We start from the raw sequence: 17482 nt of genomic DNA, 5'->3' as shown, positions 1-17482 counted from the left end.
AGAATGACGTATATTTTTATACGTATGTGTGTTTATTAGAACCTGACGCAACAAAAATTGCGAGTACCATTGTACGTTAGAGCAATTACCTTTGAAACTGGACACTTGCAAATGAAATCTCTGTTTCGAAAAAAGCAGCCGTCGTTGATCGGCCTAGATATTGGCACCCGCCATGTTAAGGCTGTTTTGTTGGAACAAAGCGATAGTGGTTACCAACTCACTGGCGTTGCTTGTGAGCCTATTATCAAACAAGCTTTTCAAGAAAGAGAGATTAAAGACTACGAAGCCGTTAGCCAAACCCTCAAAAAAATCAAAATGGCGCTGAAAGCAAAGACCAAGAATGTGGTTGTTGCCGTTGCTGGCACATCAGTGATTAACAAAGTGATCCAGATGGAACCCGACCAAGAGGACCACGAACTCGAGGGACAAATCGAGCTGGAGGCCGACAGTTTAATCCCGTATCCCTTCGAAGAGGTATATTTGGATTTTGAGGAACAAGGGCCGAGTCCAACTCACCCGGGAAAAGTCGATGTATTGATTACTGCCGCCCACAAGGAACTCGTCGAAAGTCGTTTGTTGCTCGCCCGAGAAGTGAACTTTGATCCAAAAATCGTAGATATAGAGAGCTTTGCCATCGGCAATGCCCTCGGCATGGTATTAGACAACCCAGAAAGCAGTGAAGCGCAGTGCTGTATTAATATTGGAGCATCACTATTACAATTATGTGTTTGGCAAGACAATCAACTCATTTATAACAAAGAGCACGTATTTGGTACCAATCAACTGGTAGATGATATCAGTGCCATTCATATGATGGAGAGAGAAGACGCCGAACGTGGCTTACTCTCAAACAACCTACCCGCAACATGGCAGGAGGATGCGTTACCGGTGTTTGCGGCAAACCTACAACAGCAAATCAACCGTGCGCTCCAAATGTATATGAGTGCTCACCATGCAGAGCAACCACAAGAGTTATTACTCTGTGGCGGAGGTGCAGCTATTCAAGCGTTAGTCTCTGTTTTATCTCAAGACTTTCTCCTACCGGTAAAAGTACTCAACCCTTTTGCTCATATGTCGATAAATCCTAAACTTGATAAGGAATTAGTAGATCAACTAGCACCGCAGCTTGTTGTTGCTACCGGGCTGGCCAGTCGGAGTTTTGTACCATGGCATATATAAATTTACTTCCATGGCGAGAGCAGCTCAGACAACAAAAGAAGCAGCAATACTTGGCACTGCTTATTGCCGTAGCGATTATCGTTGGGGGTATATTTTGGATTATTGGCCAGTTGATTGATCAGCAAATCGAAAACCAAAGGCAACGTAACCAGTTTCTGCAACAGAAAATCCTCGTTTTGGACGCACAAATAGAGCAAATCAAAAAGATAAAAGAGGCCAAGGCAGCTATTGAACAGCGTATGACGCTAATTGAGCAACTTCAAAAAAGTCGAAATGTATCACCGATAGTTTTCGATGAATTGGCAAAAATAGTACCCGATGGGATTGCTTTTGTTGCCATGCGAAGAATGGGAAATCACATTGAAATTGAGGGCATTAGTGATTCGAACAATTATCTGTCTGACTTTATGCGCGCTATTGAGGAATCTTCTGTGTTCGGAGTAGGCGAACTCTCGTCAGTAAAAGCCGACACTCAGGCACCAAAAGCGGTTAGCTCGTTCACGTTAACATTCGGTATTCACCCCAGCGTTGCTCCCCCAGTAGCAGTTGAGGGTAGCGAGGTGACACAATGAAGTTTGATACTGCAAAACTCAAAATGCTCAATGAGCTAGACTTTGAGCAAATCGCTATTTGGCCCAAAGAGATAAAAATCGTTGTTGCTGTATTCGTAGCACTCATGGTGAGCGGCTTAAGTTACTACTTCATTATTAGTCCGAAACTGCCCATTATGGATACCGCCAAACAAGAAGAAGTCACGCTTAAACTTCAATTTGAGGCCAAAAGTCGATTGGCCGTGAACTTGCCCGCGTACAAAGAACAGCTTGCTCGAATTGAACAAGACTTTTCCTCAATGCTCAAGCGCCTTCCAACAAGTAATGAAACACCGGGACTGCTAGATGACATCACCTATGTGGGCACCAGCGCTGGACTCACCTTCAAGCTGTTAAATTGGCAGAGTGAAGTGCCTAGAGAATTTTACACTGAACTTCCCATTGAAATTGAAGTAGATGGCGGATATCACAATGTGGGAGAGTTTGTCTCTCACATCGCAGATTTGCCACGTATTGTGACGCTCCACGACTTTACACTCACACAAGAATCAGACCGGCTAACATTACTCCTTCAGGCTAAAACCTATCGTTCAGCAAACAATAACAACGACAATACTACTCAGGGAGTGTCGCAATGAAACGTATATTCCCTATCGCTATTGGCATGTTTTTGGTGACCGGGTGCGCCCCCAAGCTAGACGATTTAGAAATTTATACCGAACAAGTTCGAAACAGCAGTGTAGTAAACATCGAACCCTATCCTATGTTTGAAACCCAACCAGCGTATGCATATACATCGCAAAATTTACGCAGTCCATTTTTAACCCTAAAAGATAAACAAGGCCCGACGGTATCCCAACGAAATGCCGATTGTATTCAACCAGACAACCGCCGTAGTCGAGAAGCATTAGAAAGTTATGGATTAGACGCCCTAGAAATGACCGGAAGCTTTGAAGTCAGCGGGCGTAAATGGGTATTGATTAACAGTAACGACGGAATACTACACAAAGCCACACGAGGAAGCCGCATCGGGCTATTCCACGGCACCATTACACATATCAGCGACTCAGATATCAGCATTACACAACTTTTGCCAGACGGAGCAGGCTGTTGGCAACCAAAAGCAACAACGTTAACAGGTCAGTCTGCGACAGGAGATAACAATGGCTAAGCAATTCAAACCATGGACACTATCACGTCAGGCATTCTTACTACTTGCCCTCGCCGGTATTGGGTTTAACGCGTGTGCTCAACAACCCCCTCCTCTCGTTTCATTTGACCAATCACAGCAAAATACAGTACGCGGTGAAATCTCTGGTGTCGACTTTCAGCGTTTACCCAATGGTTCAGGGCAGGTATTACTGAGTATTCAAGGTAATATTCCCTCGCCCCAGATTGTCGAGGCACAGGGAAAGCTCACGTTAATACTTGATGATTTAAGTCTAGCCGCAGACCAATTAATGAGTATGGATGTTACTCAATTTGCCACGCCTATCAACGGCATAGAAACGTTTCAAGAATCCAATGGAAGCAAGATCGAAATCACACTTCAAGGTAGCACTGGCTACAATTACCGTATTGAAGAGCAGTCTTTGATGATCAACGTGTTTGAGCAGGAAGAAGAAGTATCTGCTAGTACTACTCAGAACCAATATAACGGCGCGCCGATTTCTCTAGACTTTCAAGATGTACCTGTAAGGCAAGTATTGCAAATAGTTGCGCAGGTGAACGGCTTCAACTTAGTGACCACTGATACTGTTACTGGCAATGTGACCATCAGTTTAACCGACGTACCTTGGGACCAAGCCCTGGATATGATCTTAAAAATCAAAGGGCTCGACAAGCGCCTAGAAGGTAATATTTTACTCATAGCGCCCGCGGAAGAGCTAACGGCCCGAGAGACTCAAGTGCTTCAGTCACAACAACAAGTGCAAGCGCTAGAGGCCTTGCATACGGTGAGTATCCCCATCAATTACGCGAAAGCAAGTGCGATGGCGGATATATTGAACTCATCAGAAGGTGGGATATTGTCGCAGCGAGGCACAGCTACCGTGGATGAGAGAACAAATACCCTGCTTGTTCGGGACACATTGCCGTCAATCGATCAAGCGAGAGACATGATTGAAGTACTCGATATCCCGGTAAAGCAAGTGCTTATTGAAAGCCGTATGGTCACTGTACTCGACAATATCGGTGAACAACTTGGCGTGCGTTGGGGCTTTAGTGATCTACAAGATGATATTGGCGTTTCCGGCACGCTGGAAGGAGCAGATTCTATTGCCGCAGGTATTGTACCTAGCATAGACAACCGAATGAATGTGAACTTACCCATCGCCAACGCGGCGGGTTCAATTGGTTTTCAAATGGCGAGTTTAGTTGACGGTACCATCCTCGATTTAGAGCTGTCGGCACTAGAATCAGAAAACAAAGGTGAAATTATCGCGAGCCCGCGTATTACCGTTGCCAACCAACAAGAAGCGTATATTGAGCAGGGTACAGAGATACCTTATGTACAGGCGACTTCTAGCGGTGCGACATCGGTAGAGTTTAAAAAAGCGGTGCTGTCTTTAAAAGTGACACCTCATATCACTCCTGATAATCGCATTATTCTCGATTTAGTGGTTACGCAAGACACCCGAGGTGAAACAGTATCTACCTCAACGGGTGACGCCGTAGCGATAGATACTCAAGAAATCAAAACCCAAGTCTTAGTGGAAAATGGAGAGACCATTGTACTCGGCGGTATTTTCCAGCAAACAAGCACGGATTCTGCCACAAAAGTCCCGCTATTTGGTGACCTGCCCGTCGTCGGAGGCTTGTTTAGAAACACTTCAGAGCTACAACAAAAGCGAGAATTATTGATCTTTGTGACGCCAAAAATCATAACAGATATCAGAGAATAGTAAGTGAGGACTGTTTTTACCCCGTCTGAGCATGTTCAAACCCCTGCCTAAACCGGTATGAACTGCTACTTTTACATATTATTCGGAATAAGTTTCAACAAAACTTGCATCGACTGACTTGAAACTGAGATAATCCCCGCCTCGAAATTTTCGCGAGGTTAAAAGAGTAGTGCTTATTGGACATACATAAGCACACGTCGATGGGTAGACTGGTAAGGCAAGTGTGCGCTACCCCTAACATGATAAAGTTGTGATATAAGCAAATATGGCTGAGAAACGTAATATCTTTTTGGTTGGCCCAATGGGTGCCGGAAAAAGCACAATTGGCAGACACCTAGCAGATGAACTTCACCTAGAATTTTTTGATTCAGACCAAGAAATAGAACGCCGCTCTGGCGCTGACATCGCTTGGATTTTTGATCTTGAAGGTGAAGACGGCTTCCGCAAGCGTGAAGAAAACGTGATCAACGACCTGACAGATAAGCAAGGTATTGTTCTTGCGACTGGCGGTGGTTCAGTGGTAAATAAAGCGGTACGCAATCGACTGTCTGCTCGTGGCATTGTGGTTTATCTTCAAACAACTATTGATAAACAAGTTGCACGCACGCAGCGCGACAAACGTCGTCCATTGCTTCAGAACGGCGATCCTGAGCAAGTCTTGCGTGACTTGGCAGATAACCGCAACCCACTTTACGAAGAGGTTGCTGACTACGTCGTAGAAACAGACGACCAGTCTGCTCGTTCTGTAGCAAATCAAATCATTAGCAAAATCGGACTGTAAACAAACAATAAGGAGCTACGTCCATGTCAATCTTAACCGTGGAACTTGGAGAACGTAGCTACCCGATAAATATAAAGGCCGGCCTGCTCTCGCAAGCTGGCCTTTTTCGTTCTTACATCAAAGGCCCACTCGCGGTTATCGTAACGAACGAGACGGTAGCGCCCCTGTATTTAGATAAAGCCATTGCCGCTTGCGGTGATGTTCAAGTAGAAACTGTCGTACTTCCCGACGGCGAACAACACAAAAACCTAGAACAGTTTAGTGTTGTAATGACTCGTTTGTTAGAAATGAATGCCGCTCGCGACACTACCCTTATAGCTTTGGGTGGAGGGGTTATCGGTGACCTATGTGGTTTCGTTGCAGCCACTTACCAGCGCGGCGTCCCCTTCATACAAGTGCCTACCACACTTCTGTCTCAAGTAGATTCATCGGTGGGTGGAAAAACAGCAGTAAACCACCCTCTGGGTAAAAACATGATTGGTGCCTTTTACCAACCTGTCTTTGTGGCTATTGATACCGAAACTCTAGGCACTTTGCCTCCTCGAGAGTTTAGTGCTGGCATGGCCGAAGTGATCAAGTACGGCATCATCTATGACGCACCATTCTTTGACTGGCTTGAAGAGCATGCACAAGCACTCAATGAATTAGATGACACTCTCATCGCTCAAGCCATCACACGCTGCTGTGAAATAAAAGCTGACGTTGTAGCAAAAGATGAACGAGAGGGTGGACTAAGAGCCATTCTTAACTTGGGCCATACTTTTGGACATGCGATCGAGGCAGAGCAAGGTTACGGGCAGTGGCTCCACGGTGAAGCCGTTGCCGCTGGTACTATTATTGCTTGTAAAGCTGCTGAGCAATTAGAGTGGTTTTCTGAGTCAGAAACCCGACGCGTAGAAAGCTTATTCAATACATTTGCTTTGCCTGTTGAGGGGCCAAGCACGATGAAAAAAGCGGACTACGTCAAGCATATGAAGCGCGATAAGAAGGTTGAGGCGGGTAGCATTCGCTTTGTGTTACCTCAGGGCATTGGGCATGCGGTTGTCACTAAAGAGGTTACCGATGACGCACTCACCGCCTTACTAGATTGATGTAAGGTCGTAAGCATGCGCCGTTAATTGCTCTAATACAATTATCACTTTTTAACGGTGTCGTGGAGATAACCCGTGCAGAACGAATTGCATGAACGCTTAGAATACTTGGTCAACTACTCATCACAGCTTATTTTCGTGAGTAGTGACTCTATTGCACAACAGCAAAAAACACTCGAAGCGTTCGTTTTTCAACAGCATGATGACACCGAAATTGCGTATTTCACCGCCGAAGAAAACATGGATAAGAGTGATTATCGACGTTTACTCTGTCGACAATTGCTTGGTCAAACGGTAGGAAGTTACGTCAGGCCTCTGAATGAACTACTGGCTCCACTCAATAATCACGAAGGGCCTATTCTTGTCGCTATCACACAAGCGCAAAACATGCCTGATGCCATGCTTCAAGAATTATGGGATTTGGTGCTACAAAGCCGTTTCGCCGGCAACAAACAGCATCTGAACGTACTTTTGTTTGCCGACACACAGTGGTCTGAAAATGCTAAAGCGTGGCTTCCCACAAAAAACACCGACACTCCTCTACTCATTAGCAGTCAATCGGTAGTAGCACAGCCCGAAGGTTCGGAACTCGACAAAATGATTGCCGAGCGCAGATTAGCTTTCAAAGCCCATTTGGACAAACGCTCTGCACCGCTTCCGGTCATAAAGTCACCTAATTTGCTCACTTCAAAACGCTTTTTCGTGGCTATGTTAATCATATTTTCAGCGACATTTGTCGGTTTGGTGGGGTGGCAATACAGCGATGATATTTCTGGCCTGTTCAACCCCATTGAAGAGCCCCCTACTCTCGTATCTGAGCAGCCACCTACTCAAGTGGGGTCAGCTTATTCTGAATTAACACAGTCGGTTGGTGTACCAGAAGACAATTCAGGTACTGAGATACTCACTAGCAATGAAGAAATAATTCCTTCAGTGGAAGAAGAGCAATCCGCAACCTCAGAAACCGCACTGGCGTCAAGCTGGCAAGATGCCATAGATAGCCTTGACGATACACAGCAACTCACAGCAATTGATTCGGACATTGCCGATATAAATGCCGAGGTGAGCGATTCGAACGCCGCTGAAGAGATGGAGCCTCCCATTGAGGCTAGTACCGTTGTTGAGACTTCCAACCCACCCGCTCAAACACCTGAGTTTTTTCAGCAGTGGCTTACCCCTACCGACTATGTCATTCAACTTGTTGGCATGAAAGACAGCTCTGCAGTCACAACATTTGTCGAGAGCAATAGGCTGTCAAACGTTACCCACGTATACGTTACGCAACGATATGGCGGTGATTGGTTCGTAGTGGTATTTCACCAAACCTATCCATCGCTTGTTGAAGCAAGGTCAGCGATTGCTTTACTTCCCGACTACCCCAATAAAAGCGACGCATTCATTAAACAGGGCAATCAAATTCTGAGCGAAATTGCCGTCCAACGATAGCACTTACTAGTTTATTGATAAATAAACACAGATGACGGGACTTTCAAGGTTGTGACGCAGATCGATGGGCGATACAATCTTGCTCTTGAGCGTAAATTAAAACTGCATTTCGAAAAATGGTAGCACATCACATCTTTTGTCCTTTTTTCGAGCAGAGCGTTGTTGATTTAAGCATGAAGAGAACAGAAGCGAACTACGCGTGATCGATAAAAACATAAAAACCGATATACGCTCTCCATTGAAATGGCCTGGCGGTAAAAAACGAGTGCTCAAACATATTAGAGCAATGCTGCCGTCTAAAGGTAAAAAGCGCTTGGTTGAACCTTTTGTTGGCGGTGGTTCCGTTTTTCTCAATCTCGATTTCGAAGAATATCTGCTTTGCGACACCAATAAAGATCTTGTTGCGCTATTCAACGCGGTAAAGCATTCGCCACTTTCTTTTAAAAAAGATGCACAGCATTTGTTCAACCAGAAGAATAACACTGCAGATAAATATTACGAGCTTCGCCAACGTTTTAACGACAACACTGATTCGTATGAAAGAGCGATACTGTTCTTGTACCTCAATAGACACGGTTATAACGGATTGTGTAGGTACAATAAGTCAGGTGGGTACAATGTCCCATTTGGTCGTTATAAAAAGCCTTATTTCCCGAGTGACGAAATAGACTTTCTAGCCAACAAACTGCAACGTGCAGAAGTGATTAGCGGTGACTTTACCCTTGCTTTTGAACAACTCACTTCAGGTGACGTGGTATATTGCGATCCTCCCTATTCTCCTATAAATCGCACCTCTAATTTTACCGCCTATTCTGGCGCTATGTTTTCTGACGAAGACCAAGAGAGATTAGTTGAAAGTAGTATCAACGCACAGCACAAAGGTGTCGCTACTGTCATTTCAAATCACTACGTTGCTTTTACCAAAAAATTATATGCATCTGCTGACCAAAGGTCGCTTTTTTCAGTACAAAGATCGATAAGCCAGAACGGTAAAGCTAGAGAAAAAGTGAAAGAAGTGCTCGCGCTTTATGACGCAAAATAACTTGAGTGATGTTAAACGGTAGTCACCCACTTCGCCAACAAGAGTAACGCTGCGATAAAAATAATAAAGGCGATAATTCCCACAGCAACAAAGCTAATGAACCTTCCCGTAGTAAAATCTCTTTGATAGTTGTCGTGACTCTGAACACCAAACGCACTTGCGAGCACACTACATATCACTGACCACAAGCCTGTAACTTGCTTAGGCACTAGCATTAATCGTTTGAAAAGTTTGATTTAGGTACATCACCTCGATGAAGCAATTCAAGAAGGTCGATGAAATGAAATTGATAGGAAGACGATTGACCAGCAATCCAAGACAACCAACTCACTTGCTCTACACCATCTCGGTCGCGGGCACACTGATTTTCAACATGGCTAGCGGGAAGCGCAGGGTTAAATGCACTAACAGGCTGGAAGTCGCATACTGACTGTTTGGCAGACAGACTCACGCCCGAAGCAAGGGTAACCACCGATGCCACCAAAGCAATTGCCGCAATTGAGCGATATTTCATCCTGAATGCCTTTCAATCAGTTTAAATTTTAGACTTATTATAAACAGACGGGAGTAATGGACAAGCCCTTCTAACACATATTTACGCTGTTCCAGCTCAAAAATTAGATACAACGGCTTTTTATGCGCTTGTTGTTTTGGGTATACTTAATGTTTCGTCGCTACCGCGCCTGCTTTGAAAAGAGATTTGCAATGCCCTCACACTTGATTGCCCCCTCTATTTTATCTGCCGACTTTGCTCGTCTTGGTGAAGATGTAGCCAAGGTACTGGAGGCTGGTGCCGATATCGTGCATTTCGATGTCATGGATAACCACTACGTACCTAACCTCACGTTTGGCCCCATGATTTGTAAAGCACTAAGAGACTATGGTGTTACTGCGCCAATAGATGTGCATTTAATGGTAAAGCCTGTTGATGACATGATTGTGCAGTTTGCTGAAGCGGGAGCGAGCTTTATTAGTTTTCATCCAGAAGCATCAGAACATATCGACCGCTCATTACAGTTGATCATCGATTTGGGTTGTAAGCCTGGTCTGGTGTTTAATCCGGCAACACCGCTGCACTACTTAGATCATGTGATGGATAAACTTCATCACATACTATTGATGTCGGTTAACCCGGGGTTTGGCGGGCAGTCTTTTATCCCAACCACCCTCGATAAACTGCGCTTGGTAAAGCAGCGAATCTCAGATAGTGGCTTGGATATTCGATTACAAATTGACGGCGGCGTAAAAGTCGATAATATTCGCGCCATTGCAGACGCTGGTGCCGATATGTTTGTGGCGGGCTCGGCAATATTTTCTCAGCCCGATTACAAGGCGGTCATTGACGACATGCGTCAAGAGTTGGCAAAAGCAACTCTTGTATAAATTTAGAATTAATAACGAATACAGGTAATAGTTATGAGTAACAATCCAGTTGTTTTAAGTGGTTGCCAGCCCTCTGGTCAACTAACCCTTGGCAATTACATGGGTGCGCTTAAACAATGGGTATCCATGCAAGACGATCACGACTGCTTATATATGCTAGTGGACTTGCATGCTATTACCGTGCGTCAAGAGCCTGAACAACTTTACAATGCTTGCTTAGACGGTCTTGCTTTGTACTTAGCATGTGGCATCGACCCACAGAAAAGCACTTTATTTGTGCAATCTCACGTTCCAGAACACGCTCAACTCTCGTGGGTGCTTAACTGCTACGCGCAAATGGGCGAGTTGAACCGCATGACACAGTTTAAAGACAAGTCGGCTAAAAACGTGAATAACATCAACGTGGGCTTGTACAGCTACCCTGTACTACAAGCGGCAGATATACTGCTTTATCAGGCTGATAAGGTGCCTGTTGGGGAAGACCAGAAGCAACACCTAGAGTTAACTCGCGACATTGCAACGCGATTTAACAATATCTATGGTGACGTGTTCCAGCTACCTGACCCTTATATTCCTGAGTTTGGTGCTCGAATCATGAGTTTACAAGAACCAGACAGAAAAATGTCTAAGTCTGACTCAAACCCAAACAATTTCATTGGTCTACTTGAAGATCCCAAAAAGATTACCAAGAAAATAAAACGCGCAGTTACAGATTCAGACGAACAAGCACGTATTTATTATGACCCAGCGGAAAAAGCCGGCGTGTCGAACTTGTTAACCTTACTGTCTTTGGTTACCGGTAAAACAGTAGATGCACTCGTTCCTGAATACGAAGATAAGATGTATGGTCATTTGAAAGGTGATGTGGCTGAAGCAGTTGTGTCATTAATCACGCCAATTCAAGAGCGCTATACAGAGCTTCGCAGTGATCGAGCCTACTTAGACGAAGTCATGCGAAATGGCGCTGAAAAAGCCTCTGCAAAAGCAGAAGCAACGCTCAAAAAAGTGTATGACGCTGTAGGATTTATTGCACGCCCCTAGTTTTACTCTTTGTCATTAGGAGCGCCTTGGTGCTACTGATTATCGACAATTTCGATTCGTTTACTCACAACCTTGCTCGCTATTTTGTCGAGTTGGGCTGTGACGTGCGTGTCGTACGCAACAATGCAATAACCCTCGATGAAATAGCTACGCTGGCACCCTCCCATCTAGTTATTTCCCCAGGCCCCTGCACGCCTAACGAAGCGGGCATTAGTCTGAACGTCATTGAAAAATTTGCTGGCAAAATTCCACTGCTAGGTGTCTGTCTGGGGCATCAGGCAATAGGACAAGTGTTTGGCGCACAAGTAACATCGGCGCTCGAAATTAAACACGGAAAGGTCTCTCCTGTATCGCATGCAAATACGGGATTGTTCGAAGGCCTGCCACAAGGTTTTAGTGCAACACGTTACCATTCATTGGTACTCGCTCAAGATACTATTCCTGACGAATTCTCAGTTGACGCTTGGTGTATAACAGATGCGGGGAAAAAGGAAGTGATGGGGATTTCTCACAAATCACTACCCCTTTGGGGCGTACAGTTTCATCCAGAATCTCTGCTTACCGAACATGGGCATGATATTCTTCAAGCCTTTATAAACGCATCCTATACTAAAGCTTAACTAATCATACCTCTTAGTCGATAATAATCGTTACAATACGTCAAGATTTCGCTGAAATTGTCGATAAATCATTCAAACGCGTTTTTAGATTGTTAGTACCCGAGTTCGTAGGCTTTGTAGTATGTTTATAGATTATGCTGAAAAGCATGCAAGAATCAGTAGCAGGAGTAAGTTTACGATGACCAATCCCACGTCAACCAGACCCTCGGTTGATGAGAGATTCGAACGGCTATTAATCTCGCCATCTCAAATACAAAAGATATTGGGTAAGCAAGGTCCAGCAGAAGTTAGATTCGACCAATCTGAGCAGGGCGATGCTCGTCGTCGTCTTCTCGATGTTGAGCGAATTGCCCGTGAGAGTAAACGGAAACAGGCACAATCTGAAGCCGCCTATGTCGCTAAAGTAAACAGTGAGCTTCACGACGTTCTATTGTCAGAAATTACTGAAAGCTTGTCTTATACGTCAGATGTCTTCCAAGACACCTTACAGCTCTCAGAGGAAATCGGTGGGTTAATCGACGCCTTGTCTGTACGCGTTGCTTCCGTATCTAAATTACTCCCTCACGCTGAAGCCTTGCCATGGTTGTATGACGATTTAATGCAAATCGTAAATTCGCCGAGATTCCGCCGTAAAGACAATAAAGGAAAGGTTATCGTTGTTGAGACGATGAAAACCGCATTGAGCTTTCTAGGTATAGAAAACTTGCGCGTATTGCTTCCTTCGCTGATATTAAAGCGCGCAATGCCACAGGTGACTGATCCTTACCCAAACATTAAGGTCAATTTAACGCGTTTCGCGCACGCAACATCAGTGACTGCACGAGAGCTAGCTCCTTTTTATTCCCTGAATCGCGATCATGCCTATATTTTCTCGATGTTTAGTTTCTTTGGCCGCTGCGCCATCATACGCTTGTATTTTCGCTTGTTTGATATGGTGCACCAACACATGCTTCGCGAAACGCAACAAGACAAAGAGACCACTAAATTCGCTGCACTCCAGCAAATTACTCCCTCTCCCTTGTTTTTAATGACACTACAGGACGAACTCGCTCATAAAGTGTCTGCTGATATGTTTGAACATCTCTTGCTCAAACGATTGCCCATATCCCATGCAATGCGAGAATGCGCTGATAATCCAGCCCTAACCGAAGGCACTTTGCCTAAATTGCTCAAACAAGCAAGCACCTATGCCCAGATTAGAATGCTACACAGATCTAAACTAGTAGAGTTTAGTGAGGTGAAGCCTATTCTAACCGAGCAGTCCTACCCTACTAATGCGTTAGAACGTCTAAAAACTGTTGATATTTTCACCCTTCCAGTAACTTCAGTGGACGAATAGTAAATTTTTTTGTGGATATTCATGCAATAGGCTAGAAATCTTGTCCCCGTTGAGTGTCACTTGTTGCGCAAGTTTCCCCGTCCATAGAAAACAGCCTTTATCCCCCTAGTTTGTTATCTTTTTGTAGCAAATCGAGCTATTCCCAAACAGAATGGCTTAGTCCTAAATAGTTATTCACTTTTATTGCAAATAAAGCCAAAGTCCTTGTATATAGCGGCCTGCAGCCGAATACAGACAAGACAATTGACAAAAAAAGTGGCATACTTACGGCCAATTTAGTACACATTTTGCACCAGAATTGCTGGTTTTAAGACCAATGGGTGCATAACGCAGAGGTAAAAAATATGAATGTTACTCGCGCAACGTTTGATGATGTAATGGTTCCCAACTACAACCCCGCAGGCATGGTGCCAGTGCGAGGAGAAGGTTCTCGAGTGTGGGATCAAGACGGTGCAGAGTACATTGACTTTGCTGGCGGTATTGCGGTTAACGTTTTAGGTCACTGCCACCCTGAGCTTGTAGATGCACTTACCGAGCAAGGCAAGAAACTGTGGCACTTAAGTAATGTATTCACCAACGAGCCTGCGCTTCGTTTAGCGGCAAAACTTACCGAAGCAACATTCGCAGAAAAGGCGTACTTCGCTAACTCAGGGGCCGAAGCAAACGAAGCAGCACTTAAGCTAGCTCGTCGTTGGGCACTCGATAAGTTCGGTGAAGACAAGAATCAAATTATTGCATTCAACAAAGGTTTTCACGGTAGAACCTTCTTCACAGTAACTGTTGGCGGCCAAGCAGCCTACTCTGATGGTTTTGGTCCTAAACCGGGTGCAGTTGAACACTGTGATTACAACGACCTAGCAGCTTTCGAAGCAATGATTTCAGACAATACCTGTGCGGTAATGATGGAGCCATTACAAGGTGAAGGCGGTATCATCCTACCTGAACCGTCGTTCGTTCGAGGTGTACGTGAATTGTGTGACAAGCACAATGCGTTACTCATTTTTGACGAAGTACAATCAGGTGTTGGTCGTACCGGTGATTTGTACGCCTATATGGGTTTAGGTGTAACGCCTGATATCTTAACTACTGCAAAATCACTTGGCGGCGGGATCCCAATTGGCGCTATGCTAACCACCACTGAAATCGGTGCACACCTAAAAGCTGGTACGCACGGTAGTACTTACGGTGGTAACCCATTGGCTTGCGCGGTTGCCGAAAAAGCACTGGATATCGTAAACCAGCCTGAAATTCTTGAAGGCGTTTTGAAGAAAGAAGCACTGTTTAGAGAAATTCTTTCTGCGATCAACGAAAAGTATAACGTTTTTGAAGAAGTACGTGGCAAGGGTATGCTTCTTGGCTGTGCATTAAATGAAAAGTACCAAGGCCGTGCTCGAGACTTTATGGTTGCAGCGACCAACGAAAATCTTATGTGCCTGATTGCAGGTGCTAATGTTATTCGTTTTGCGCCGTCGCTAATCATTCCAGATGAAGACATCAAAGAAGGCCTTGCACGTTTTGAGCGTGCTGTCGCAGCAGTTGTTAACGCTGAATAATCACTAACTGAGTAAGCGAACATGAAGATAATTCGCCCAATCAACGCGTCAGATTATCAAGCCCTGTACAACATTGCCGAAGAGTCGGGCATTGGCTTTACGTCATTGCCCGTTAACGAAACACTTCTGCGCAATAAAATTGAACGTGCGGACCGCGCGTTCAACAAAGTTGATGTTACTCAGCCCGGCGACGAGTCTTACCTTTTTGTGATGGAAGACACAGTGTCAGGCGAGGTAGTTGGCACTACGGGTATTGAAGCTGCAGTTGGAATCGACGATGCCTTTTACCACTATCATTTGAGTAAAGTGGTACACGCATCCAGAGAACTCAATATTCACAATACCGTAGACATTCTGACCTTTTGTAACGATTACACTGGCGTTACTGAAATTTGTACGCTCTTCTTGCGTGAGCAAGCGAGAGGCGGCATAAACGGTCGCTTTTTATCAAAAGTTCGCTTTCTGTTTATGATCGAGCACAAAGAGCGCTTCTCTGAAACAGTCATTGCAGAGATGCGTGGTGTCAGTGACGAAGAAGGCCGTTCACCTTTCTGGGAATGGTTAGAAGAGCACTTCTTCTCGATGGACTTTCCAACCGCAGACTACATGACGGGTATTGGTAACAAAGTCTTTATTGCTGAACTCATGCCTAAGTACCCAATCTACGTAAACTTGTTGAGCGAAGCGGCTCAGGCAGTGATAGGTCAGGTACACACTAAAACACGTCCTGCGCTTCAACTCTTAGAAGAAGAAGGCTTCTGTAATCGAGGATATGTTGATATTTTCGACGCTGGCCCGACCGTTGAAGCGAACTTGAGCCACATTCGAACGGCGCAAAGCAGCACTAAGCTTCCTGTGAAAATTGATGACGACCAGGCAGCTACAGGACAAACCCACTATATTATAAACACGTCTATTGCCGATTTCAGAGCCGTGGCCACTGAAATGACCTGTGACGCAGAAAAACAATATGCTGTGATTTCTTCGGAAACAGCAACAGCACTGAACGTGAAAGAGGGCGACCAGATACGTTTCGCTCCAGTCAAATTCAGAGACTAAATACAGGACACCATTATGCAACCAACTCACTTTATCAACGGCGACTGGGTCGCCGGTGAAGGGCAGGCTTTCGCCTCTATTGACCCTGCGAAAAACATCGCGATTTGGGAAGGAAACGCGGCTTCATCGACACAAGTGGATGCAGCAATCCAAGCAGCGCGCTCTGCACTACCGAGCTGGTCTTCATTAACCGTTGAAGAACGTCTTGCTATCATTAAGCAATACGGTGATCTGCTCAACCGAGCAAAGCCTGAACTGACTAAGGTAATTGCAAAGGAAACCGGTAAGCCAGAATGGGAAACCGCCACAGAAGTTGGTGCCATGATTGGTAAAATCGCCATCTCTGAAAAAGCGTATTTTGAACGCACTGGCAATGTGGAAAACCCAATGCCAGTAGGCAAAGCCTTTATTCGCCACAAGCCGCACGGTGTTGTCGCTGTATTTGGCCCATACAACTTCCCTGGGCACTTACCCAATGGCCACATTGTACCTGCACTTATTGCCGGTAATACCGTGGTTTTCAAACCAAGTGACCTGACCCCTTATGTTGCACAAGAAATGGTAAAACTATGGGAAAAGGCAGGGCTTCCAAGTGGTGTACTTAATCTCGTTCAAGGCGAAGTAGAGACAGGTAAGGCCCTTGCGTCACATACCAACATTGACGGCTTATTTTTCACTGGTAGTTCTCGTACGGGTAAATTGCTACACGAACAATTTGCTGGTCACCCAGGTAAAATTCTTGCGCTAGAAATGGGTGGCAACAATCCACTTATCGTGAAAGACGCTGAAGACACCGACGCCGTAGTACATGACATTGTACAGTCTGCATTTGTTACTTCAGGCCAACGCTGTACTTGTGCTCGTCGACTATTTGTCCCTGCGGGCGACAAAGGTGACACACTGATCGAACGCTTGGTAGAAGTGACTAAGTCCATTCTTGTTGGCGACTATGACGCTGAAGATCAACCTTTTATGGGTGCGATGATTTCAGCAAGAGCAGCAGCGCTTATGGTAGCAGCTCAACAACAGCTTGAAGACTTGGGCGGAAAGGTACTCGTACGCCTTACTCAGCCAGATACCAACAAAGGCTTCGCTACGCCAGGCATCATCGACGTCACAGACATGCTAAGCGCATTACCCGATGAAGAGCACTTTGGTCCATTGCTCAAAGTGATTCGCTACACTGATTTTGATACTGCGATTGCAGAAGCCAACAACACAAGCTTTGGTTTGTCCGCTGGCTTTTTGGGTGATAACGAAGATGACTATCAGTATTTCTACAATCACATTCGAGCAGGTATTGTTAACTGGAACCGCCCCATTACCGGTGCCAGCAGTGCAGCTCCCTTTGGTGGCATAGGTGATAGTGGCAACCACAGAGCGAGCGCATACTATGCGGCGGATTACTGTGCATATCCAGTAGCATCGGTAGAGCTTGATAAAGTGACACTACCTGGCGCGCTTAGCCCTGGGTTAACACTCTAGAAAATAAAA

Annotated in this window: 18 protein-coding genes; 16 read left to right on the top strand and 2 right to left on the bottom strand. The window is 45.2% G+C overall.

The genetic code is table 11. The features are described from left to right. Positions 1–111: 111 nt before the first annotated feature. From pilM to EYS00_RS02560, 9 genes are all read left to right on the top strand, one after another. Entirely contained in the window at positions 112–1179 is a 1068-nt protein-coding gene (gene pilM, locus EYS00_RS02600; RefSeq protein WP_130635005.1) for a type IV pilus assembly protein PilM, read from the top strand. Further along, complete coding sequence (locus tag EYS00_RS02595) at positions 1167–1751, top strand: PilN domain-containing protein (protein WP_130635004.1); 585 nt, start codon at positions 1167–1169, stop codon at positions 1749–1751. Before pilM ends, EYS00_RS02595 begins: the two co-directional genes overlap by 13 nt. Then, complete coding sequence (locus EYS00_RS02590; RefSeq protein ID WP_130635003.1) at positions 1748–2368, top strand: type 4a pilus biogenesis protein PilO; 621 nt, start codon at positions 1748–1750, stop codon at positions 2366–2368. Before EYS00_RS02595 ends, EYS00_RS02590 begins: the two co-directional genes overlap by 4 nt. Next, positions 2365–2901 carry a pilus assembly protein PilP gene (locus EYS00_RS02585; protein ID WP_130635002.1) on the top strand — a complete coding sequence of 179 codons (537 nt, stop codon included), beginning with the start codon at positions 2365–2367 and terminating at the stop codon, positions 2899–2901. Before EYS00_RS02590 ends, EYS00_RS02585 begins: the two co-directional genes overlap by 4 nt. Then, the gene (locus tag EYS00_RS02580; RefSeq protein ID WP_130635001.1) at positions 2894–4633 is read left to right on the top strand and encodes a type IV pilus secretin PilQ; all 1740 of its coding nucleotides are present in this window, start codon (positions 2894–2896) and stop codon (positions 4631–4633) included. The genes EYS00_RS02585 and EYS00_RS02580 overlap by 8 nt, the downstream gene beginning before the upstream one ends. A gap of 265 nt (positions 4634–4898) precedes the next feature. Continuing rightward, the gene (aroK, locus tag EYS00_RS02575) at positions 4899–5414 is read left to right on the top strand and encodes a shikimate kinase AroK (protein ID WP_130635000.1); all 516 of its coding nucleotides are present in this window, start codon (positions 4899–4901) and stop codon (positions 5412–5414) included. A gap of 23 nt (positions 5415–5437) precedes the next feature. Then, entirely contained in the window at positions 5438–6505 is a 1068-nt protein-coding gene (gene aroB, locus EYS00_RS02570; protein ID WP_130634999.1) for a 3-dehydroquinate synthase, read from the top strand. Between the two features lie 75 nt (positions 6506–6580). Beyond that, positions 6581–7951, top strand: coding sequence for an SPOR domain-containing protein (locus tag EYS00_RS02565; RefSeq protein WP_130634998.1), 1371 nt, complete (start codon positions 6581–6583; stop codon positions 7949–7951). 199 nt (positions 7952–8150) lie between these two features. Beyond that, a complete protein-coding gene (locus EYS00_RS02560) occupies positions 8151–8993 on the top strand; it encodes a Dam family site-specific DNA-(adenine-N6)-methyltransferase (protein ID WP_242618623.1) in 843 nt (280 codons plus the stop codon). An 11-nt stretch (positions 8994–9004) separates the two neighbouring features. Here EYS00_RS02560 and EYS00_RS02555 read toward each other — a convergent pair whose 3' ends face one another. Continuing rightward, complete coding sequence (locus EYS00_RS02555; RefSeq protein ID WP_242618622.1) at positions 9005–9202, bottom strand: DUF2970 domain-containing protein; 198 nt, start codon at positions 9200–9202, stop codon at positions 9005–9007. Positions 9203–9207: 5 nt separating this feature from the next. Then, positions 9208–9507 carry a hypothetical protein gene (locus EYS00_RS02550; RefSeq protein ID WP_130634996.1) on the bottom strand — a complete coding sequence of 100 codons (300 nt, stop codon included), beginning with the start codon at positions 9505–9507 and terminating at the stop codon, positions 9208–9210. 191 nt (positions 9508–9698) lie between these two features. Here EYS00_RS02550 and rpe point away from each other — a divergent pair, with 191 nt between their 5' ends. The 7 genes from rpe to astD all read left to right on the top strand — a co-directional run bounded on the left by rpe (position 9699) and on the right by astD (position 17473). Next, entirely contained in the window at positions 9699–10376 is a 678-nt protein-coding gene (gene rpe, locus EYS00_RS02545) for a ribulose-phosphate 3-epimerase (RefSeq protein ID WP_130634995.1), read from the top strand. Between the two features lie 33 nt (positions 10377–10409). Then, positions 10410–11417: a tryptophan--tRNA ligase gene (gene trpS / locus EYS00_RS02540; RefSeq protein WP_130634994.1), complete on the top strand. Its 1008-nt coding sequence runs from the start codon at positions 10410–10412 to the stop codon at positions 11415–11417. Between the two features lie 29 nt (positions 11418–11446). Beyond that, positions 11447–12037, top strand: coding sequence for an aminodeoxychorismate/anthranilate synthase component II (locus tag EYS00_RS02535; protein WP_130634993.1), 591 nt, complete (start codon positions 11447–11449; stop codon positions 12035–12037). Between the two features lie 178 nt (positions 12038–12215). Beyond that, the gene (locus tag EYS00_RS02530; protein ID WP_130634992.1) at positions 12216–13376 is read left to right on the top strand and encodes an HDOD domain-containing protein; all 1161 of its coding nucleotides are present in this window, start codon (positions 12216–12218) and stop codon (positions 13374–13376) included. Positions 13377–13720: 344 nt separating this feature from the next. Then, positions 13721–14929, top strand: coding sequence for an aspartate aminotransferase family protein (locus EYS00_RS02525; RefSeq protein ID WP_130634991.1), 1209 nt, complete (start codon positions 13721–13723; stop codon positions 14927–14929). Positions 14930–14950: 21 nt separating this feature from the next. Next, the gene (astA, locus tag EYS00_RS02520) at positions 14951–15988 is read left to right on the top strand and encodes an arginine N-succinyltransferase (protein WP_130634990.1); all 1038 of its coding nucleotides are present in this window, start codon (positions 14951–14953) and stop codon (positions 15986–15988) included. A 12-nt stretch (positions 15989–16000) separates the two neighbouring features. Further along, complete coding sequence (gene astD, locus EYS00_RS02515) at positions 16001–17473, top strand: succinylglutamate-semialdehyde dehydrogenase (protein WP_130634989.1); 1473 nt, start codon at positions 16001–16003, stop codon at positions 17471–17473. Positions 17474–17482 lie beyond the last annotated feature (9 nt).

The sequence above is a fragment of the Alteromonas sp. KUL49 genome (genome assembly GCF_006538345.1).
In the GTDB taxonomy this organism is placed as follows: domain Bacteria; phylum Pseudomonadota; class Gammaproteobacteria; order Enterobacterales; family Alteromonadaceae; genus Alteromonas.
Note: the sequence above shows the minus strand (reverse complement) of the source record. Positions and strands in the feature narration are given on the sequence as shown.